This is a genomic window from Williamsia sp. Y853 (assembly GCF_056786495.1).
The window spans coordinates 1,128,035-1,149,413 of sequence record NZ_JBXCJC010000001.1 but is presented as its reverse complement, the minus strand read 5'-3'; the positions used below and the strand labels follow the sequence as shown (position 1 = coordinate 1,149,413).

The following is a 21,379-nucleotide window of genomic DNA, read 5'->3' as shown; positions in this document are numbered from 1 at the left end:
TTCCATAGGGTTCGCCCCGGTCTCATCGACGTCGGACGGATATTACTGCGGGTACCACTGTGTCACCGTGACGAGCGCTGATCAACTGCCCCCGGAACCGGCTGCGCCACATCATTTCCCAGCGCCACAATCGAGTTGCTCTCGTCGACATGGACAACCTTGATCTGGTGTACCAGGACCTCGGCCTCGTCGAGTTGGACGAAGGACATGATGATCACCAGATCGCCCGGGTCCACCAGGTGGGCCGCCGCACCATTGATGCAGATGACCCCACTGCCCGCGGCGCCGGTGATGACATAGGTCTCCAACCGCGATCCGTTGGTGATGTCGACGATGCTGACCTTCTCGCCCTCGACGAGGTCCGCCGCCTTCAACAGGGTCTCGTCGATGGTGACAGATCCGACGTAATGCAGATCCGCCTGGGTGACGGTGGCGCGGTGGATCTTTCCGTTCACAAGAGTGCGCAACATCAGATCACCTGACTCGATGCAACCTGCGCGGGCACAAGGTCCATGGCGTCCCGAAGGCTCTTCGGTCGCATGTCGGTCCACTGCTGCTCCACGTGATCGAGACATGACTGCCTCGACGTCCCCGCGTCGCTTCCGTGCACGATTGTCCAGCCCTGCGGAACCGTCGCGAAGGTCGGCCACAACGAGTATTGCTCCTCGTCGTTCACCAACACATAGAACTTTCCGTCTTCGTCATCAAAAGGATTAGTTGACAAGAGTGGGCACCCCTTCCGTGTCCATATCACCGACACGCGGTCGCCCGGCCAGTGAATTCACCAATTCGCCTGATCGCACAGCAAGATTCGAGAGCAGGGTCGATGTCAGTCCGTGCGTGTGTTCGGTATTGCCCTGAAGGTAGATGTCACCTTCGACCCCATCATTGGTCACGATGCGGTATTCGCGATCGATGAGCGGTCTGCCCTGCCCGTCGATCTGACATTCACCCGCCAGCGGACCGAGTAGCTCCGCGAGGGCCACCGGCTGGAATCCGGTCGCGAATATTATCGCATCACAATCGATTTCGGTGTGGTCCCGGGTCGTCCGGTGACCGATCCGGACGGTGACGCCATCCCCGTAGTCCCTCACGTCGGCGATCTCGGATGCCCCGTGCACAAACAATCGCCGGCTATCGGAGACCCGCTCGGCATACTCCCGCCGGTAGAGCTCTTCGATCAGCGGTAGATCCACCGCGGAGTAGTTGGTGGCGCGGTGATAGTCGAGCAGTTGCTGGCGGAGTTCGGCCGAGGCACTGTGAAACTCGACCACCGCCTCCGGATCGAAGATGCGATTGGCATAGGGGCTGTCGTCGGCCGGCGTGTAGCCGTACTTCCCGAAAACGGCGTGAACTTCCGCCTCTGGATATGAATCATGGAGGTAGGCAGCAACTTCCGCCGAACTCTGCCCGGCCCCGACCACCACGAACCGGTGGTGCGTCGGCGTCGGCAGGACACGCAGATGGTCGAGGAGCCGATGATTGTGGAATACCCGAGCGCTCGAGGCGATGCCGTCGGGGAGCTTGGCCCGCAGACCGCCCGCGACCACCACGTTGCGCGCGGTGACCGGCGCGCGGTCGCTCATGCACACCTCGAACGCATCTGAGATCTGGCGCACGCCCGTCACCTCGGCCCCGTACAGAACCGGGACATCCACCTGCCCCGCCGCCCATTCGAGGTAGTCGTGGAACTCGATCCGGGTGGGAAAGAAGCTCTGCTGGTTGATGAAATGCGTCAACCGGTTACGCTGGGACAGATAGTTGAGGAAGGAATAGCGACTCGTGGCGTCCCGCTGGGTGACCAGGTCCTTGAGGAACGAGATCTGCATCGTGGTCCCCGGCAACAACATCCCCCGGTGCCATCCGAATCGGCTCTGCTTCTCGATGAAGCACGAGGTGATCTGGTCGGCGGGATCAAGGTTCCGATTGTGCTCCTCGAGCGCAATCGCAAGGGCAAGATTCGAAGGACCGAAACCCACGCCCACGACGTCGAAGTCGGCCTTCATGAATCGGCCACCGATCCCCGAACGGCCGACGTCTGTTCCCGTCTCGCAGGATCCCGTCGGGTACCGGTGCATCTGTTGCACACGTCGTGGACCATGAGCACTCTCCTACCTGTGGCCCCTGCTGATCGATCTGCAGGGCCCGTGTCGGCCATTAAAACTACAAAGTTAGCCTAGCCTGATATTGCTACCAATGGTAATTCAATTCAATTAGGCTTTATACCGGCCAGCTTGGTTCGCCACTATTCACCCGGCACTCCACGTCCCCGCGACCAGGCGTTCCAGAGCTCGCAGTAGCGACCACCTCGCGCCACCAGATCTGCATGCGTGCCCACCTCCACGATCCGGCCACGCTCCATGAACACGATCCGGTCGGCACGGGCGGCCTGGCTCAGACGGTGCGCGACGATCAACGCGGTCCGTCCCTTCAGCGCCGCCTGCGCCGACTCCTCGAGCACCCCCGCACCAACACTGCCGGCGTCGGCGGTCGCCTCGTCGAGTATCGCGACCTTGGGATCGAGCAGTACGAGCCGCGCGAGCGCGAGTTGTTGCGACTGCATCGGAGTGAGCTGATGTCCTTCCGAACCCACCTCCGTCCCAATGCCGTCGGGCAGGTTGCGCACCCACCCACCGGCGCCGACGAGTTCGAGTGCCGCGGACAGATCCTCGTCGGTGGCCTCGGGTGCAGCCATCCGAAGGTCGGCGGCCAGTGTGCCTGCGAAGACATGGACTTCCTGCGTGACAAGGGCGATCGAACGGGACAGTTCCGACGGCTGCACCGACGCGATGTCCACACCTTCGAGCAGGACCCGGCCTGCCGTCGGCCGATGAACACCGGCCACGATCGTCGCCAATGTGGTCTTTCCGGCACCGGACGGCCCGACAACCGCGACATGTTCACCGTCGACCAAGGTCAGCGAGATGTCGTGTAACACCTCGTGTTCGGCCGAATAGCCGTGACTGATGCCCTCCAGCTCGAGCAGCGGTGCCGATGGTTTCGGTGGGCCAGGCACGATGGGGTCCTCGACCGATTTCGATTCTTCGATCACACCGACGATCCGGCCGAGCGCTGCCGCGCCGGACTGCAGGTCATCGACAACGAACAGCAGCATGCCGATCGGATCGAAGAGCAGCAGGAAGAACAACATTGCCGCGGTGACGGCACCGATGGTCAGGGAGTTCCCGTCGACCAGGAAGAATCCCACGATCAAAATGGTTGTCATACCGACGAATTCGCCCGTATTCACCCGGACACCCAGGCGACTGAAGAGCACGCTCGCCCGGATCGACCAACGGACCACTTCCCACGAGTGCCGATCTATCCGCCGGTTCAGCAAAGCCGACAACCGGAATGCGTGCACGGACTCGAGCCCATGAATCGCACCGAGCACGTGATGCGCCCGGTCCGCGGTGGCCTCGCGCTGCGCCGCATAGAGCGCAGGGGCGTGCCGCAGATACATCCGGATCCCGTTGACGTACACCGGGATCACCAACAGGATCACGATCAGGAATCGCCAGTCGAGGGCGGCCAGTCCGACAAATGTGACACCGATGGTGAAGACCGCGGTCAGTACCGCGGGCACGGCTTTGCTGATCGCCTCACTCACCGTGCTGACATCCGCCGTTGCCCGTGACACGAGGTCACCACTGCCTGCGCCCTCGATCCGCGACAGCTTCAACGTCAGTGACGCCGCGATCATCTCCTCGCGCAGATCGGCGAGGATCGATTCGAAGATCCTGGCCGACAACACGACTCCGAAAGCCGCGAAAATCGCGGCGCCGACCGCGGAGGCCGCCATGATGGCGGCCAGCCGCCAGATCTCGGCGGCGTCACCATTACCGCTGTCGCCGTTCACGATGTCGATGATCGTGCCCAGAGAACGCGGGGTGACCAGACCCAGTCCGGCGGCCAGGGTCATGACCACCGCAAGAAGTAACAGTTGCGCGGTATGCCTGCGTAACTGCGCCCGCAGATACCGCATCGTCATCGAAAAATCGGTGACCAGGAGTTTCGCGTTCGGCATCGGGGTACTCACCGACCGCCCCCGAGCGCTCCGGCGAGCATCGACTCGGCGTCCGCCAAGGCGCCCTGGTAGCGCAGTCGCCCGTCTTCGATGATCACCACCTGATCGGAAATCTCGAGCAACGCAGGCGAATTGGTGAACACCACGGTTGCCCGGCCGGCCCGCGCCTGATGCAGGCGGGAGACAACGGTCGCCTCGGTGACCGAATCGACCGCGGTGGTCGGATCGTTGAGCACCAGGATCGCCGAGTCCGCGGCCAAGGCCCTGGCCAGGCTCACCCGCTGACGTTGACCACCCGACAACATCCGGCCCGCCTCACCGACCGGGGTCTCCAAACCATTCGGCAGTACGTCCGCGACATCGTCGCAGGCGGCCGCGAAGATCGCTCTCGTGATCCGCGAATCGCGGTCGGGCCCGTCCGGCACCGCGGCGCCGATGTTCTCCAGTACCGTGCCCTCGAACAGGTCCGGGGTGTGCGGCACGGTCCGGATCAGTTCACCGCTCACGTCGCCGTGCAGATCGAACAGATCGACGTCGCCGACCGTCACCTGCCCGGAGTCGGGATGAGCTTTCCTGGACAGCACCGCGCTGATGGCCTCGGTGACCTCGGGAGGACAGACAACAACGACCACACCGTCGGTGGGCAGCGTCAGGTCGAGATCCTCGACCGGACCGATCGTGACGTGGTGGAACGACAGCGCCCCGGCAGCATCGCGGACGTCGCCGGTCCTGGTCGCCGGTTCCGCCTGCAACACCGACAGCACCCGTTTTGCGCAGGGAACCGCGCTGTTCCAGACCCGGCCGAAATTGGTGCCCAGGTTGTTCAGCGGCCCCATCATGAACTGGGTGAGCCCGACCACGGTGATGAGTTCACCCAGACTCACCTTCCCCTCGAGTGCCATCAGCCCCGCCGCGATGCACACACCCACCACGAACAACGCCGAAACCATCTGCATCACACCCGTATACGCACCCTGGGTGCGTCCGGCACGGATGGCGGCGTCACGGGCACGCGAGCTGGCCGCGCGGTAGCGGCGTCCGGCCTCGGCTTCGGCGCCGAGACCCTTCACGATGCGCAGGCCTGCCACCAGATCGGTGGCGGTCCCGGCCGCTTCCCCGGCCACCTCTTGTTCCTGCTCGGTCCGCGCTCGCAGCGGGCCTCCGGTGAGATCGAGAATCCAGAGCAGCACCGGGGTCCCGACGAGGATCGCCAGACCCAGCGGCCACGAGATGAACAGGAGCACACCGCCTGCCACCAGCACCGCGGCCATCTCGCCGATCGGGAACACCGCGATGAAGACCGCCATCGACAGCCGGTTCACGTCGGAGGTCGCGATGTTGAGTGACACACCCGGCAGGCGGGCGGGGGCCGCCATCCCCTTCGGATTCAGGATGCGATCGGTCACGCGCATCCGGAACTGGTGCTCGACCATCGTCTGCCCATAGACGGCGAGCCGCTCACCGAACCGCCAGGTATAGGACAACAGGACGAAGTCGGCGGCCAATGCGATCAGCCAGATCACCAGCGATCCGACGTCCCCGGTGGCCACTGCCCGATCGATGGCGATACCCATGATCACCGGCACCAGCGCCTCACCGACAAAATGGCCGACCATCAGGACCGCGGCCGGGATCGTGTACCTACCCGCACCGAAAATCGTGCGGAGGGCAAACTGTCGCGGTGTCGTGTCCGCATCGACGCGAATCTCTTTGCCACGAACCGGTTCTGCGGGTGGAACGAGAAACACCGGCAACCTGGTACCGGGGTCATACCTGTCAGAATCCACCCGAAGCCTCCGGCCATAGTTGTCGCGCAGATCGGTCGTCGCGCAGATCAGTCGTTTCGCAGATCGAACATCTGCGCTGGTGAGTCGTCCGCGCGCGTGAGATGCCGATCTGCACTCGAGGCGACACCCTAGTACCACCCGGCGGCGCACAATCGTCCCGGGGCGCGGGGCGAACGTGCCTTGTTACAACCCGACTCGCTCGAGCGCATCGTCGTATATCTCGTTGGCCACCTTCGGGCTCTTCCCTTCGGCGAGCGCCTTGGTGTAGAAATCGAGTGCTTGCGCGCCCTGTTCGGAGAACTTGCGCGCCCACTTCTCGCCATCAAAACGCCAGTACCCGATGATGTCGCACTGCTCGGTCTGCCAGCCGAACTGGCGGCGCAGATGTTTGCGCACCGCCCTCGACGCCTTGGCCTCGGCGGCAAACCAGCAGTAGCCACGGCCTTCGGGATGCTCGAACTTTTCGACGGCCACGTCCAGGCGGCTCTCACCGTTGCCATTGCCGCTGCCGATCAGCGTGATGACGTCGACGCCGTCGCGCGACGGCAGATAGTCGAGATCGCTCTCATCGACCACTTCCACGATTGCCGTGGCTCGCGCGCCGTCTGGCAATTCTTCGACGATACGTGCCAACGCGGGCAACCCGGCCAGATCGGCCACCAACAGCTGCCAATCGGTGGTCGGTTCGGGGCAGTACCACCCGCGGCCATGGGCCATCGCCACCTCGTCGCCGACCTGCGCACGCTGCGCCCACATCGTGGCAACGCCGTGGTCATGGACAACAAAATCAACGGTCATCACGTTGGTGCCGGGCTCGATGCCGCGGACCGTGTAGTTGCGTCCCTCGGGCATCGGATCGACGTCGTAGTGGCCCCAGACGCCGTCCCGGCACTCCATGTCGGGAGGTGAATCCTGGCCGTCTGCCGGGAAATAGATCCCGACGACCTCGTCGGCGAGCTTGGGTAGTGCAATGTCGGCGAGGTTGGGAACGTCCAACCGGATCCTGAGCAGTCGAGGATTCAGGATCGTGGTCTCGACCACTGTTGCGCGCGAATAGCCCATGCAACGAAGGCTAGCCTAAGCAGTGATGGATGCGACAGACCCAAACATCTGAGGCAGGCTTGGATTCATGAACGCAAATACTCAGCCACGCATCGGGATCATCGGCGGATCCGGCTTCTATTCGTTCTTCGAACCCGGTGCGCGGCAGGTCACCGTCGACACCCCGTACGGCGATCCGAGCGCCGCGATCACCATCGGTGAAGTCGGCGGGGTGCCGGTGGCATTTCTTCCCAGGCACGGCCTGTCCCACGAATACGCACCGCACACCGTTCCTTATCGGGCCAACGCGTGGGCCCTGCGGTCGGTGGGTGTGCGCCGGATTCTTGCGCCCTGCGCGGTGGGCGGGCTGAACCCCGATCTGGAACCCGGGACCATGGTGATCCCCGATCAACTCGTGGACCGCACTTCCGGACGGGCGCAGACCTTCTTCGACGGACCGGCCGTCCACGTCGCATTCGCCGACCCCTACTGCCCGACCCTGCGCCAGGCAGTGGCCACCGCAGCGCCCGAAGCCGTTCTCGACGGCACGATGGTCGTGATCCAGGGGCCGCGCTTCTCGACCCGCGCCGAGAGCCGTGCGTACGCAGGCCAGGGATTCACCCTGATCAACATGACCGGTCAGCCCGAAGCGGTGCTGGCCCGTGAACTACACATGTGTTACGCCTCGGTCGCCCTGGTCACCGACACCGACGCGGGACTGGTCGAAGGCGAAGGGGTGATGGCCTCACAGGTGTTCGCCGTCTTCCAGGAGGGGCTGAGCCTGATGCGGGACGTGCTGACCGCCGCGATCGGTGAGGCCGCCCGTCAACCGGAATGCCGTTGTGCGCAAGGCGAACACGAGATCGCGTCCGTGATGAACCCGATCTCCTGACCCCGCGCGGATCGCTCGGGAGAATGCGACGCCGGTTGAGCTACAGGGTCGGGGGTCATGTAGCTCAACCGGAGTCATCAGGTTCATCGCCGGGGTTCTGTGCGGCGTTACACAGTCGTCGAGCAATTCTTAAAGACCCGTTTGGTGGCCTCTGACGGCGGTGGTTCAGGCCTCGATGATGGCCGTGACGCCCTGTCCGCCCGCGGCGCAGATCGAGATGAGCGCACGGCCGCCACCGTTCTCGCTGATCTGCTTGGCAGCCTGGGCCACGATCCGTCCGCCGGTGGCGGCAAATGGGTGACCGGCGGCCAGCGACGAGCCGTTGACGTTCAGCTTCGACCGGTCGATGCTGCCGAGCGCGCCGTCCAGTCCAAGGCGTTCCTTGCAGTACTCCTCGGATTCGAACGCGGCCAGCGTGCACAGCACCACCGACGCGAACGCCTCGTGGATCTCGTAGAAGTCGAAGTCCTGCAAGGTCAGGCCATTGCGCTCGAGCAGCCGCGGGATCGCGTAGGTCGGGGCCATCAGCAGACCGTCGGGGCCGTTGACGTAGTCGACCGCAGCGGTCTCGACGTCGACCAGGTGGGCCAGCACCGGCAGCTTCTGCTCCGCGGCCCACTCGTCGGTGCTCAGCAGCACCACCGAGGCGCCGTCGGTCAAAGGTGTGGAGTTGCCCGCCGTCATGGTTGCGTCACCGAGGGAGACCCCGAACACCGGCTTGAGTGTCGCCAGCTTCTCCACGGTGCTGCCCGGACGCAGGTTCTGATCGCGGGTCAGACCCTGGAACGGCGTGATCAGGTCGTCGAAGAACCCGCGGTCGTAGGCGGCGGCCATCTTCTGATGGCTGGCCGCGGCGAGTTCGTCCTGATCTTCGCGCTTGATGCCGAATTCCTTGGCGGTGATGGCCGCGTGGTCGCCCATCGACATCCCGGTGCGGGGTTCTCCGTTGCGCGGGATCTCGATACCGAGGGAGGTCGGGAGCTTGGCGATCGCCTTGAGCCGTGCGCCCGTGCTGCGGGCCCGGTTCACGGCCAGCATCGCCTGGCGCATGCCCTCGGAGACACCGATCGGGGCGTCCGAGGTGGTGTCGACGCCGCCGCCGATACCGGCGTCGAACTTGCCGGTGGCGATGCCGTCGGCAACCGCCGAGATCGCCTGCAGTCCGGTTCCGCAGGCCTGCTGCAGGTCAAACGCCGGCGTGTACGGCGACAGTGCCGATCCCAGCACCGACTCGCGGATCAGATTGAAGTCGCGGGAGTGCTTGAGCACGGCTCCGCCCGCGACCATGCCCAGTCGCTGACCCTGCAGGTTGAAGCGGCTGACCAGCCCGTTCAGCGTGGCGGTGAACATGTCCTGGTTGCTCGCCTTGGCGTAGGCGCCGTCCTGACGGGCAAACGGGATCCGATTGCCGCCGACGATAGCCACCGGCCGCACGCTGCGGGTCTTCCGTGATGTGGCGCCGGCACCACTGGTATCTGCGGAGCCGTTGATCGGCCCGTTGTTCGTTGCACCGTTGTTCGTTGCCACTGCGGATCTCCCAAGTTGTGGATGGCTCTTATGGCGTATTCTTACTCCCGAGTAAGTTCGTTGTCGACTCCGCCCCGGGGGTTACCCCCCAACGGGTGGCGCAAACAACACCGATGCCGTCTGAAACCCCGATTGAGAACCCAAGGAGTGCACGTGCCTTCCAACGGAACCACCGACCTGTATTCGACGTTTGTGAACTCCGGCCCGGGATCATTCCTTGCCGGAAAGATCGGCTTGCCGCAACCGCCCCATCTGCGTCGATACCGTGCAGGCGAACCCGCACTCACCGGTCCGGTCCTGCTCGGCGGCAACGGCAGGCTGATCGAGCCGCTGCGCGAGATCCTCGGCGACCCGGACAGCGGCTATGAGCTGATCACGAATAACACCGCAGGCCGGGGCGCCGACAAACTCGGCGCCGTGGTCCTCGACGCCACCGGGATCACCAAGTCGTCCGAGCTGTCGCAGCTCTACGAGTTCTTCGGTCCGGCGATGCGCGCCAGTGGCAGCTGCGCCCGGTTCGTCGTCATCGGCACCACCCCCGAACTGGCGAAGACACCCGACGAGCACATCGCCCAGCGCGCCCTGGAAGGCTTCACCCGTTCCCTTGGCAAAGAACTGCGCAAGGGCTCGACCGCTCAGCTCGTCTACGTCTCGCCCGATGCCACGACCGGACTGTCCGGGCTCGAGTCGACACTGCGCTTCCTGCTCTCCGCCAAGTCCGCGTTCGTCGATGCCCAGGTCATCCGCGTCGATGAGAAGGATGCCGTCGCCCCGGCCAGCTGGGACAAGCCGTTGCAGGGCAAGGTCGCGCTCGTGACCGGTGCCGCCCGCGGTATCGGCGCCACGATCGCCGAGGTCCTCGCCCGCGACGGCGCCCACGTCATCGCCGCCGACATCCCGGCCGCAGGCGACGCCCTCTCGCACACCGCCAACAAGGTCGGCGGCACGTCGCTGCCGCTCGATGTCACCGCCGACGATGCGGGCAAGCGGATCGCCGAGCATGTGCTGGCGCGTCACGGCGGCCTCGACATCATCGTCAACAACGCAGGCATCACCCGCGACAAGTTGCTCGCCAACATGGATGACGCCCGCTGGAGCTCGGTCATCGGCGTCAACCTCATTGCGCCACAAAAGCTTGTCGACGACCTCCTCGAGGCAGGCGCACTGCGCGAAGGCGGCTCGGTCATCGACGTGTCGTCGATCGCCGGTATCGCGGGCAACCGCGGGCAGACCAACTACGGCACCTCCAAGGCCGGTGTCATCGGCCTGGTGGACGCCTATGCGCCGATCCTGGCCGACAAGAAGATCACCATCAACGCCGTGGCCCCCGGATTCATCGAGACCGCGATGACCGCCGCGATCCCGCTGGCCACCCGCGAGGTGGGACGCCGGATCAGCTCGCTGCAGCAGGGCGGGCAGACCGTCGACGTCGCCGAGACGGTGGCCTACTTCGCCAACCCCGCGTCGAGCGCTGTCACCGGCAACGTGGTGCGCGTCTGTGGTCAGAGCATGCTGGGGGCCTGAGATGCCGAATACCGTTACCCTGCACGAGTTTCCATCCACCGGCGACATCTATCGCCGGGCCGTGACCGCCATGCTCCCAGTGGTCGGCAAGTCCGGCCGGGTGTCCGCTGATGCCGTCCTGCCCGACACCACACTGCGGTTGCCGGACGTGAAGGTCGACCTCGACCAGCTGCGCGACTACTGCGCGTGCACCGGTCAGCAATACGGCGACACCCTGCCGCTGACGTTCCCGTTCGTGCTGCAGTTCCCGCTCGTGATGAAACTCCTTGTGGCCAAGGACTTTCCGTTGACCGCAATCGGGTCGGTGCACATGGAGAACAACATCGAGCGGTTCCGCCCGATCAACGTCCGTGAGCCACTGACCATCGAGACCCACGCGGAGAACCTGCGTGAGCATCGCAAGGGCATGCTCGTCGACGTCATCTCCGAGTTCTCGGTCGGCAACGAAGTGGTCACCCGACAGACGGCGACGTTCCTGAGCCAGCAGCACACGAGCCTGTCCGACGGTCCGCGTCCGCCGGCACCGGCCGAGCACCGGCCACCGCCGCCGGATGCCACCCTGGTGGCCGATCTGGGACAGATCCGCAAATACGCCGCGGCCAGTGGCGACCGGAACCCGATTCACACCGGCAACCTGAGCGCCAAGGCCTTCGGATTCCCGCGGGCCATCGCCCACGGGATGTGGACGGCCGCGCGGGTGGTGGCGAACACCGAGGGCCAACTCGCCGACCGGGTCACCTACAACGTGAAGTTCGGCAAGCCCCTGATCCTGCCTGCGAAGGTGAACGTCTACACCGAACGGGCAGAGAGCGGCTTCGACATTTCTGTCCTGAACCCGAAAAAGGGCTACCCGCACCTCACCGCAACCCTCCGCTGACTACCCCCAACCCCCGATGATGTGGCCTTTTGGCGGCGCCGACCAGGCGTTTTGTTCGCCAAAAGGGCACATCATCGGGGGTTAGGGGCGGTCTCCGGCGAGGCCGCGCCAACCCATCGAGACCATGAGGTCGGCGGCCGAGTCGAGGTCGATGTCGCCTTCGGAGATCCGGTCGGCCACGGCCTCACCGGCACCGACGAGCGCCACGGCCATGAGTTCGAAATCGGTGTCACTGGGATGCGGGACGGTGGTGCCGCGGCGGAGAAGGTCGGCGACCATCTCGATCAGCCGGGCCCGGCTGGCGGCGACGAGACCGGCGAACTTGGCCTGTCCGGTGGCCAGGCGATAGAGCACCCGCCACGACTCCCTGTTGTTGTGGACGTAGTGCAAAAAGTCGTAGATGACCGTGCGGGCCTGATCGTGCTGCTTGAGATTCGGATCGAAGCCGGCGGTCATCGCCTCGATGAACCGGGCACCCTCACGGTTGATGCAGGCGCCGAAGAGTTCATCTTTGGAGCCGTAATAGAGGTAGAGCATGGGTTTGCTGATGTCCGCCTCGGCGGCGATCGCATCCATCGACGTCTCGCGGAAGCCGTTCGCAGCGAAGACGTGCACCGCGGCGTCGAGCATCTGCTGCTCGCGGACGGCGCGCGGCAAGCGTTTGGTTCCTCCGGCCACGACACCAACTTCCTTAGACCTTCTGATCCCGACCACCTTACCAGTCGGTAAGTTCTCTCGCGGTCAGGCGCACGGCCGTCTCAACAGTCGAGAACACCCTTGGCCCGCAACACCCGGACCACCGAGTCATCCACCTGATCGGCCGACAGCTCTCCACTGCCCACCGCCTCGGTCAATGCGTCCAGGACTGCCGGGACGTCGTTCGTCGAGAGCCACAGGGCGATGTCCGCGCCTGCCGACAACGCCAACGTGGCCGCCTTCTCGATGCCGTATTTCGCCGAGATCGCCGCCATCCCCGACAGGTCGTCGGTGAAGATCGGCCCCTCGAAAGGCGGTGCGCCGTAACCGGTGCCGTCACGCAGCAGCGAGATCGCAGGCTGACTGATGCTGGCCGGGGTGTCCGGTCCGGTCAGTCCCGGGACGATGAGGTGTCCCATCATCACGCCAGCCCCCGGATCCGTGACCAGGGTGCGGTACGGCACCAGATCGCTGGTCTGGAGCTCCGCGAGCGGCGGCGTGGCCACGGTGCCGGTGTGTGAGTCGCCCGAACCGCTGCCGTGACCGGGGAAGTGCTTGAACACCGGCATGATGCCCGCGTCTTTCAGACCCTGTGCGAACGCCTCGGCGTAGATGGTCACCGTCTCCGGATCATCGCTGAATGAGCGGTCACCGATCACCTCGTTGGCAGACTGCGCACTGACATCGACCACCGGGGCGTAGTCGACCGTGATGCCCAGTTCACTCATCGCCTGTCCCTGGGATGTCGCCAGCTCCTGAACCTGGGCCGGGGTCATCGTCTGCGCCATTTCGCGGGCGGAGGGGAAATCGATGCCCAGCGACGACAGCCTCGAGACCCGGCCACCTTCCTGATCCACCGAAACCATCACCGGGAAGTCCGCGGCCTGCTGCATCGCGCCGACGCCACCACTGGACAGAATCGACAAGTCGGTCCAACTACCGATGAACACCCCACCGACCTGTTCGGTGGTGACCACGTTCAGGGCATCGTCGGTACCGGTGACACCGACCATCAGCAGCTGGGCCAGCTTGCGACGCAGCGGCATGGACTCCAGCTCGGACGCCCCACAGACGGCCGGGGTCACCATCGGCGTTCCCGACGTCGCCGGGGGCGCGACCGAGCTCGCCGACGTCCCGGAATCCGAGCTCAGGAGCTCCTCGGGTTTGTCGTCCGACCCGCTACAGGCGGCCACCATCAACCCGACGGTGATCGTCAGGGCGGCCAAGGCACGGCGGGGGCGGTGTTCGACATACATAAACCGAGTCTTGCACGGTATCGCAGTGTGATGTCCGTTACATTCAACCGGTATCCTCGACAGCGGAGGACCTTGCACAGGAGGCAACCATGTCCGGGCAGCAAACCAACGTCAAACCGGGACATACCGGACAAGACACGATCATGATCGCCTACGACGGCAGCGAGAACTCAAATCGGGCGATCGACTATGCAGGCAGATTCCTGCAGTCACACATGGCGTTCGTGGTGACCGCATGGGAGTCGGGCGTACACCAGAGCGCACGGCTATCGGCACTCTCGGGCGGAATGCAGCCCGTGCTGCATTCCGTGGTCGATCAGGGCATCGAGGACGCACTGCACGACGAGGCCCGCGACCGGAACACCCAGGGCGTCGAGCGCGCCATCGCCGCCGGCCTGCAGGCGCAGGGCCGCCTCGCCGAGGTCGACTCGACCGTGTGGGCCGCACTCGTCGACGCCGCCGACACACTCGAGGTCGACATTCTCGTCACCGGCACCAGCGGCGCCTCCGGACTGCGCGCACTGCTGCACAGCAGCGTGTCCGAGCACGTCCTCAAGCACTGCCATCGTCCAGTGCTGGTGGTCCCGGCCGGATGCGATCGGCGGAACGAAGATGCACGGGCACTACGTAGGTCGAAGGCCAGGATGGTAACTTCGCACACATGATGAACAACCGCCTGATTGCGGGCGCTGTCGCCGGAGTTCTGGGCGTTGTATTTGCCATTGCCGCTGTCTTCCTTGGCGGCGTGCTGTCGTCCGAAGATTCGCCGGCCACTGATGTGAACAGCTTCAACGCAGAAAACGGCTTTGTCGAGGGAACTGTCGACTACGGCACCCGCGACAACGCCGGAGTCACAAACTGACCAAACGAGGACTGCTGTACGCAGCTCTCGTGGCGCTGTTCGCGTCGTTCCTCCAGTCCCCCGGCTTAATATCGGCTGACACCAAGCTCGACCTGACCGGAGATCCACTCGGATTCCTCGGTCGGGCGGCGCATCTGTGGTCGTCGATCGCACCTCTCGGGCAGGTACAGAACCAGGCCTACGGCTACTTCTTTCCCCACGGCGCGTTTTTCGCTCTCGGCGATCTGCTGTCGCTGCCGGCGTGGATCACCCAACGTCTGTGGTGGGCACTGCTGCTCTGGGCGGGTTTCGTGGGGTTCGTGCGCCTCGCGGACGCGCTCGGGGTCGGCTCGCGGTGGTCCCGGATCTTCGCGGCCGTCGTCTTCGTGACGAGCCCCCGAGTCCTGACAACCATCGGCTCGATCTCTTCCGAGACACTGCCGATGATGCTGGCACCCTGGGTCCTCGCCCCGGTGGTGATGGCACTCAATCATGCGGTTCCGACGAAAACCCCACGCCGCCTTGCCTTCGAATCCGCCTGCGCCCTCGCCCTGATGGGCGCGGTCAACGCGGTGGCGACCCTGGCCGCGGCGTCGGTGGCCATCATCTGGTGGCTGTTGCACACACCGTTGCGCAAAAACGCCGCGCGCTGGTGGCGTTTCGGACTGTGGTGGCTACTCGGCAGTGCGATGGCCTGCCTGTGGTGGGTCGTGCCGCTTCTCATCCTGTCGCGGGTCAGCCCCCCGTTCCTGGACTTCATCGAATCATCCCGTGTGACAACCGAATGGGTGTCACTGACCGAGGTTCTCCGCGGCACCAGCGCCTGGACCCCATTCGTCTCTCCGGAGCGGGTCGCCGGAGCCGGGCTCGTCTCACAGCCCGCCGCAGTCGTCGCGACGGGTGTTCTGGCCGCCGCCGGACTCACCGGACTTGCGATGCGGGCAATGCCTGCCCGCGGACGGCTGACCGTCATCCTGCTCATCGGCCTGCTGCTGATCTGCCTCGGCTACCCGGGGCAACTCGGATCGCCCATCGGTGAATCGGTTCGCAGCTTCCTGGACGGCGCCGGCGCCCCCCTGCGCAACGTCCACAAATGGGAACCGCTGATCAGGATCCCGTTGGCCCTGGGCATCGCACACCTGTTGGCCCGGGTTCCGACCCCTGCGACCGTCGGATGGCGTGGCATGCGGGCGGCGTTCGCGCACCCCGAGCGATCGAAGCCGGTCGCGGCCGCAGTGGTGGTGCTGGTGGCCCTGCTCGCCGCCGGTTCGATGGTCTGGACCCGATCGCTCGCCGCGCCGGGCAGCTACAGCGCCATCCCGTCGTATTGGAAAGACACGGCCGACTGGCTCGACGACCACGGCGCGGACGAAAGCCGTCGGGCCCTGGTGGTTCCCGGTTCCCCGTTTGCCAACCAGACCTGGGGGTTGACCCGCGACGAGCCGCTGCAGGTGCTCGCCGATGAGCCCTGGGCCGTCCGCGACGCCATCCCACTGACCCCACCGGGCGCCATCCGGGCGATGGATTCGGTGCAGCGGGCGATCGCCGCGGGCAGGCCGATGCCCGGTCTGGCCGCGACCCTGGCGCAACAAGGGATCTCGTACGTGGTCGTGCGTGCCGACCTCGATCCCTCTTCCTCCCGTTCGGCCCGCCCGGTGTTGGCGCAGCACGCGATAGCCGGATCGCCCGGCATGATCCCGGTGGCAACTTTCGGCCCGGAGGTCGGAGCCGCCACCATCGACGACGACATCGTTTCCGACAGCGGCCTGCGACCAAAACTGCCCGCAATCCAGATCTTCGAAGTCGACTCGAGCGTCGCATTCCCGGGTACCCGAGCCGCAACCGTCCCACTGGACTCGATGCCGCGTGTCTCCGGCGGCCCCGAATCCCTTGCCCAGCTACAGAACAACGCGGCAATCGCCGACGAGCCACCTCTGGGCCCGATTGTCCTGCAGTCGGATGCGCAGGAGGCCGGCCTGCCCGAGGTCCCGATGGTCGTCACCGACACCCCAACCAACCGGGAAGTCGACTTCGGCCGGGTCGACGACCACAGCTCCGGCATCCGCACCCCCGACGATCCCCGACTGACACAGAACGACGTGGCCGACTATCCGGTCGACGGCCAGCCCCTGGTGCAAGGTGACTGGCTGCTCGACGGCCAATCCGATCAGATTTCGGTCAGCGCATCCGGATCAGCCTCCGATGCAACACAACTGGGGCAGAGCTCCCCTGGCAGCTCACCTGCCGCCGCCTTCGATCAGAATCCGAACACCAGCTGGGTCAGCCGCGGCCTGGACTCCGCGGTAGGACAGTGGCTACAACTCGACTTCACCGAGCCCCGCGAGCGACTCGCCCTCGACATCACCCTGGGCACAGCCCTGGGTCCAGGCGTCTCCACACTGTTGATCACCACAGAAGCAGGCAGCACCGTCGCCTCCGGGGTCTCACCCGGAACCGTGACCAGAGTCGTGCCGCCGAGCGGACCGACCCGATGGGTACAGATCCGGGCCGTCGACACCGAGAACCACACTGCCGGAAATCAATTCGTGATCTCCGAGGTCGAGTTGCGGGATGCTGCGGCCGACCGGGTCCTCCCGATCCGCCACCGCATCGTCCTTCCTGAACTGGTTGCCGGACAACAGGTCTCACAGTGGGACCTCGGTCCCGAACTGCCCGGCCGCGCGGCCTGCGTCCCTGACGGCGACGTGACACTCTGCTCGGATTCGCTGAGCCTGCCCACCGAGGAGCCGGGCACCTTCGGCCGGGTGCTGTCGGTCCCGTCCCCGGTGTCGGTCGAACCGTCGGTGACGGTCACCGCCCGTCCGTCAGAAGCGTTGACCGCCTTGCTCTCCGATCCGACCGAGGTCACCGCGACCGGCGAATCGGCCATCGTCGACCCACGCGGCGGGCCGCCGGCCGCCGTCGACGCAGACCCGGGTACCAGCTGGATCGCCCGCGCCGGAGAGGGCGGCGACGCCCGTCCCACACTCCGCCTGCAACTGCCGACACCGCAGGTCGTCGACGGGCTGAAGATCACCGTGCCACCCCGGCAATTCCCCGCCGATCCGCTGCTGGTCGGCGTCGACCTCGGTAACGGGCGACAGGTTCGGGAGGTCGGCGACGACGGCGTCATCCGGCTCGATCCCCATGAGACCTCCGCGATCACGATTGTGATCCTGGAAAAGCAGGAGATCCTTGACGCGAACAGCCTCGGATTTGCCGACCTGGCCCCGACCGGTATCGCGGAGGTCGAGGTCCTCGGCACCGACATACCCCAGACAGACCCGGACCGGCCGATCGAGATCGATTGCTTCGACGGCCCCGGACTCACCATCGCCGGGACCGCCGCCCGTTTCTCACTGAAGACCACCGCGGCAGCACTGCGGTCCGGCGCGCCGATCCCGGCCACACTCTGCGGTTCGACGGCCCTCGCACTCCCGGCCGGTGAACAGGAGCTCGCGGTCAACCCCGGCGACGCGTTCTCGGTCTCGGCGGTGACGCTGACCGCAACGGCCGCGCAGATCCCGCGCGCCGTCCCCGAGCCCACCACCGTCACCCGCTGGGACGCGACCGATCGTCGGGTCGAGGTGGCCGCCGCATCCGACGAGCGGGTTCTGATTGTTCCCGAGAGCGCGAACCCCGGCTGGGAGGCCCGCGCCGGCGACACCACTCTGAAGCCGCTGACCGTCAACGGCTGGCAGCAGGGCTGGATCATCCCGGCCGGGTACGCGGGCGCCATCTCGCTGACGTTCCCGCTCGACCAGCCATATCGGTGGTCCATCGGGATCGGCCTGGCGCTCGTCGCGCTGCTCTTCATCGCCACGTTGCTGCCGACCCGTCGCACCCCCGCGTCGGTTTCGCCAGCGCTCATTCCAGCTGCGGCGCAGCCCATCCGGGCCGGCGTCGCGGCTCCGTTGCTGCTGGCCGGTGCCGTCTACCTGCTGACCGGGCCGATCGGGCTGGGCGTCTGCGCCGTTGTCACCGCCGGTGTGACCGCTTCGGCACTACGTGTGCGCCGTCCCCGACGACGGAATTCCGGTGCGGCCCTTGTCGCGATCATGATGCTGCTGGCGACCTTTGGTCTGGCTTCGGGCCCGTGGCGGTCGTCGCTTGGCTACACCGGCTGGGACTGGTGGGTTCAGCTACCGGCTCTGCTGGCGGTCGTATTGGTCGCGTGGCTCGCGATCGACGTGCCGCGATGGCTGATCCGCCTGACGTCCCGGCTCCGCCGATAGCGCCTTGCGCCGGGATTCTGCCTGCGCCGACCGAGCCTCACTGTCGCGCAACCACTGCCGGGTCGGTTCCTCGATCCAGGCGTAGCTGGCCGCCGCCACCCCGATGGTCAACAGCACGGTCAACGTGAACACCACGAACATCGACCCGGAAAACGGAACGATCCCGCCCAGGGGAAAGACCCAGGCAAGCACCACCAGATGCCAGATGAAGATGGAGTACGACCATCGGCCCAGCGCCTGCATCGGCGCCGAGTCCAGGAATCGGTGGCTCCGGGCGGGATTCAACGTCAGCGGGGCGATCAACGCGAACCCGATGATCACACCCAACACCATCTTGACCGCGAACTGCCACGGCTCGAGCGGGGCCAATCCGGTCGGTCCGGCGAGTTCTGTGCACGAGAGCGCGAAGGCCACCGTGGCCACACCGGCCATCAGCCACTGCCGACCACCCAGACGCACGAGGCGCCCGCGAATCCCGCCCGCACTCGTTGTTCCCAATTCGGCCAGAACCAGACCACATACGAACCACGGCAGGTGTCCGGGCAGCCAGTTCTTGGCCTCCACTCCGGCCGCCAGTGGCAGCGCATCGGCGACCCAGGCCCAGCCCAGGCTGATCACTCCGGTACTCACGAGCACCGGGATCCGCCACCGCGCCGAGCTCCCGCGCAGACGCACCATCAACCAGGCGATCAACGGCAATGCCAGATAGAAGCTGACCTCCACCGACAGGCTCCACATCTGGGTGAGGCCTGCGGTCAGCGTCAACGGCACGTAGACCTGGGTCAGTGTCAGGTTGGCGATCCAGACGGTGAAGCTCGCCGGCCGTGCATCGGGCAGCAGGCACAGGACCACCACCACGACCACCACGTACGCGGGCCAGATCCGGACCACCCGGTGCCGCAGATATCGCCAGGTCGAGGGCACCTTCCGGCGCGGGTCCCTGGCGGCTTCGGCATGCGGACGCCACAGGAGATAGCCGGAGAGCGCGAAGAACAGGGCCACCGCCATATCGAACCGGCCCCAGACCGCTCCCAACACGCTTCCATCCACCGAGCCGGTCTGGAAAGCGACGTGCGTGACGATGACACCGACGGCGGCGACCGCACGCATGCCTTCGAGTGCTCGGTTGAAACCGGCGACCGGCCGCTGAGAGCTCATGATGAGCCCAAAGTACCCGGCGTACCGGGCGACCGCGGCTTCACGGCACTGAAGGTGAGTGCCGCGACTGTTAGTCTCGCTGTGCCGTAAGCGTTGCCGCTCAGATCTGAAGGAGAACCGCCGGATGGCACCTCAGCCACGGATGTCAGCAAAGGATCTCGCTGGTCCGGTCGCGATCTTCTTTGGAGCATTGTTGCTGGTGGCCGCTATCGCGCTGCCGCTCTATTATGTCGACACGCTCAAGAAGACCCCGATGGACCTCGACATCACCAGCGTCGCGACAAGCCAGCCGCAGGCCACGGTGTCCGGAAGCGACTCCCAGCCGGCGAAGATCTTCAACAGCTGTTCGGTCGATGAGGCCCGCGCGGAGGTCTCGGACGCCCGTCTCACGCAGCAGCAGCGTGTGATCGTGGTCGATCCGGCCGACAGCAACATCGCCACGTTCCAGGCAGGAAAGTCGACCAGGATCGATTCGTACACCAGCGGTGACGAGACGATCACCCCGTCGGCGACGGGTGCTGCGGACGGTTGCATGTCCTCGCTGCTGACCGCGACGCGCGACCTCGTCACCACCAACCGGGAAACTGCGGAACCGGCAATCTCCGGTGGCGGACAATCCGAGGTCAAGGTCGACGCCAGCGACAACAGCGTCAGCCTCCCCGATCGCACCGGCCTGCAGTACCGCTTCCCGTTCGGTGTCGAGAAGAGCGACAAGTATCAGTACTTCGACCTGACAACCCGGACCACCAACCCGCTGACGTACGTCGACGACAAGACCGAGATCCACGGCGTGAAGGCCTATCACTTCACCCAGGAGGTTCCGGAAGTCGACCTGAGCACGTTGGTCGACGCCAATGACCAGCAGCTGCCCGGCACGTCCCTCGATCAGACGTCGGGTTGGTACGGCGGATTCCCCGGCTACCGCAACAATGACAAGTTGCCGGCCTCGTTGATGCAGTCCAGTACCCGCGACCTCTACGTCGATCCCGCCAGCGGCACGATTCTCAATGAGCAGCAACACATTCGGCAGGACTTCAAGCTGAACGTGAGCGAGGATTCGCCGAAGGAGATGCTCGACTACCGCCTCACCGCGCTGGACGTCGTGTTCTCGTACGACCAGGACACCCAAGAGGAATTGGCTTCGGACGCAAAGAGTCTGAGTGATCCGATCACGCTGTGGGGTCGCTGGATCCCGATCGTCTTCGGCATCGTCGGCGCTGTCCTGCTCGCGCTGGGCGTCTGGCTCCTGTTCCGTTCCGGCGGTGGCCAGAAGCCGGCCGTTGCCGCGGACGGGCCCACCGATTCAGGCGAGCAGCCCTATCAGCCGCGCCCCGAGGATTCCGCGCACCGGGGATCCACGTACCCGGAGCAGCAGTACGAGCAGCCGTACGAGCAGCAGCCCTACGATCCGGATCAGACCCGGCAGATCCCGATCGTGCGCGACGACGGTGACGGGTTCACCGACTGGTCACCGCCCGGCCGCTCCTGAGACAAAACCACACGGTCCAGTCATCTCCA

General features: G+C 65.5%; 17 protein-coding genes. 7 read left to right on the top strand and 10 right to left on the bottom strand.

Features of this window, described 5'->3' with window-relative positions:
* Positions 1-62 precede the first annotated feature (62 nt).
* The 6 genes from panD to AC1TPF_RS05550 all read right to left on the bottom strand — a co-directional run bounded on the left by panD (position 63) and on the right by AC1TPF_RS05550 (position 6,876).
* Entirely contained in the window at positions 63-470 is a 408-nt protein-coding gene (panD, locus tag AC1TPF_RS05575) for an aspartate 1-decarboxylase (RefSeq protein WP_482136114.1), read from the bottom strand.
* Complete coding sequence (locus AC1TPF_RS05570) at positions 470-724, bottom strand: MbtH family protein (protein WP_482143010.1); 255 nt, start codon at positions 722-724, stop codon at positions 470-472. The genes panD and AC1TPF_RS05570 overlap by 1 nt, the downstream gene beginning before the upstream one ends.
* Complete coding sequence (locus tag AC1TPF_RS05565) at positions 714-2,006, bottom strand: lysine N(6)-hydroxylase/L-ornithine N(5)-oxygenase family protein (protein WP_482137274.1); 1,293 nt, start codon at positions 2,004-2,006, stop codon at positions 714-716. Before AC1TPF_RS05565 ends, AC1TPF_RS05570 begins: the two co-directional genes overlap by 11 nt.
* A 239-nt stretch (positions 2,007-2,245) precedes the next feature.
* The gene (locus AC1TPF_RS05560; protein ID WP_482143009.1) at positions 2,246-4,039 is read right to left on the bottom strand and encodes an ABC transporter ATP-binding protein; all 1,794 of its coding nucleotides are present in this window, start codon (positions 4,037-4,039) and stop codon (positions 2,246-2,248) included.
* Positions 4,036-5,814, bottom strand: a complete 1,779-nt coding sequence (locus AC1TPF_RS05555; RefSeq protein WP_482143007.1) for an ABC transporter ATP-binding protein — start codon at positions 5,812-5,814, stop codon at positions 4,036-4,038. The genes AC1TPF_RS05560 and AC1TPF_RS05555 overlap by 4 nt, the downstream gene beginning before the upstream one ends.
* A gap of 183 nt (positions 5,815-5,997) precedes the next feature.
* Positions 5,998-6,876, bottom strand: coding sequence for a siderophore-interacting protein (locus tag AC1TPF_RS05550; RefSeq protein WP_482143006.1), 879 nt, complete (start codon positions 6,874-6,876; stop codon positions 5,998-6,000).
* Between the two features lie 67 nt (positions 6,877-6,943).
* On the opposite strand from AC1TPF_RS05550, the gene AC1TPF_RS05545 reads away from it, so the two are divergent.
* Entirely contained in the window at positions 6,944-7,747 is an 804-nt protein-coding gene (locus tag AC1TPF_RS05545) for an S-methyl-5'-thioadenosine phosphorylase (RefSeq protein ID WP_482136119.1), read from the top strand.
* Between the two features lie 165 nt (positions 7,748-7,912).
* Here the strand turns inward: AC1TPF_RS05545 and AC1TPF_RS05540 are convergent, their stop codons facing one another.
* Positions 7,913-9,238, bottom strand: coding sequence for an acetyl-CoA C-acetyltransferase (locus AC1TPF_RS05540; RefSeq protein WP_482137275.1), 1,326 nt, complete (start codon positions 9,236-9,238; stop codon positions 7,913-7,915).
* A gap of 189 nt (positions 9,239-9,427) precedes the next feature.
* Here AC1TPF_RS05540 and AC1TPF_RS05535 point away from each other — a divergent pair, with 189 nt between their 5' ends.
* Together AC1TPF_RS05535 and AC1TPF_RS05530 are read left to right on the top strand one after the other, a co-directional pair.
* Positions 9,428-10,798 carry a 3-oxoacyl-ACP reductase gene (locus AC1TPF_RS05535; RefSeq protein WP_482136120.1) on the top strand — a complete coding sequence of 457 codons (1,371 nt, stop codon included), beginning with the start codon at positions 9,428-9,430 and terminating at the stop codon, positions 10,796-10,798.
* A 1-nt stretch (position 10,799) separates the two neighbouring features.
* Positions 10,800-11,675, top strand: a complete 876-nt coding sequence (locus tag AC1TPF_RS05530) for a MaoC/PaaZ C-terminal domain-containing protein (RefSeq protein ID WP_482143004.1) — start codon at positions 10,800-10,802, stop codon at positions 11,673-11,675.
* A gap of 81 nt (positions 11,676-11,756) precedes the next feature.
* On the opposite strand, the gene AC1TPF_RS05525 is transcribed toward AC1TPF_RS05530, so the two are convergent.
* Together AC1TPF_RS05525 and AC1TPF_RS05520 are read right to left on the bottom strand one after the other, a co-directional pair.
* Complete coding sequence (locus AC1TPF_RS05525) at positions 11,757-12,353, bottom strand: TetR/AcrR family transcriptional regulator (RefSeq protein WP_482136122.1); 597 nt, start codon at positions 12,351-12,353, stop codon at positions 11,757-11,759.
* Positions 12,354-12,433: 80 nt separating this feature from the next.
* Positions 12,434-13,627 carry a glycoside hydrolase family 3 N-terminal domain-containing protein gene (locus AC1TPF_RS05520; protein ID WP_482136123.1) on the bottom strand — a complete coding sequence of 398 codons (1,194 nt, stop codon included), beginning with the start codon at positions 13,625-13,627 and terminating at the stop codon, positions 12,434-12,436.
* Between the two features lie 89 nt (positions 13,628-13,716).
* Between AC1TPF_RS05520 and AC1TPF_RS05515 the strand changes: the two genes are divergently transcribed.
* From AC1TPF_RS05515 to AC1TPF_RS05505, 3 genes are read left to right on the top strand one after another with little or no spacing between them, the layout of a single operon-like run.
* Positions 13,717-14,292, top strand: coding sequence for a universal stress protein (locus AC1TPF_RS05515; RefSeq protein WP_482136124.1), 576 nt, complete (start codon positions 13,717-13,719; stop codon positions 14,290-14,292).
* Positions 14,289-14,489 carry a DUF2613 domain-containing protein gene (locus AC1TPF_RS05510; RefSeq protein WP_482136125.1) on the top strand — a complete coding sequence of 67 codons (201 nt, stop codon included), beginning with the start codon at positions 14,289-14,291 and terminating at the stop codon, positions 14,487-14,489. The genes AC1TPF_RS05515 and AC1TPF_RS05510 overlap by 4 nt, the downstream gene beginning before the upstream one ends.
* 29 nt (positions 14,490-14,518) lie before the next feature.
* Positions 14,519-18,703 carry an alpha-(1->3)-arabinofuranosyltransferase domain-containing protein gene (locus AC1TPF_RS05505; protein WP_482143002.1) on the top strand — a complete coding sequence of 1,395 codons (4,185 nt, stop codon included), beginning with the start codon at positions 14,519-14,521 and terminating at the stop codon, positions 18,701-18,703.
* Here AC1TPF_RS05505 and AC1TPF_RS05500 read toward each other — a convergent pair.
* The gene (locus AC1TPF_RS05500; protein ID WP_482136127.1) at positions 18,611-19,861 is read right to left on the bottom strand and encodes an acyltransferase family protein; all 1,251 of its coding nucleotides are present in this window, start codon (positions 19,859-19,861) and stop codon (positions 18,611-18,613) included. The two genes, AC1TPF_RS05505 and AC1TPF_RS05500, sit on opposite strands and share 93 nt — an antisense overlap.
* A 124-nt stretch (positions 19,862-19,985) precedes the next feature.
* Between AC1TPF_RS05500 and pgfA the strand changes: the two genes are divergently transcribed.
* Positions 19,986-21,350, top strand: coding sequence for a cell envelope lipid trafficking protein PgfA (gene pgfA, locus AC1TPF_RS05495; protein ID WP_482143000.1), 1,365 nt, complete (start codon positions 19,986-19,988; stop codon positions 21,348-21,350).
* Positions 21,351-21,379 lie beyond the last annotated feature (29 nt).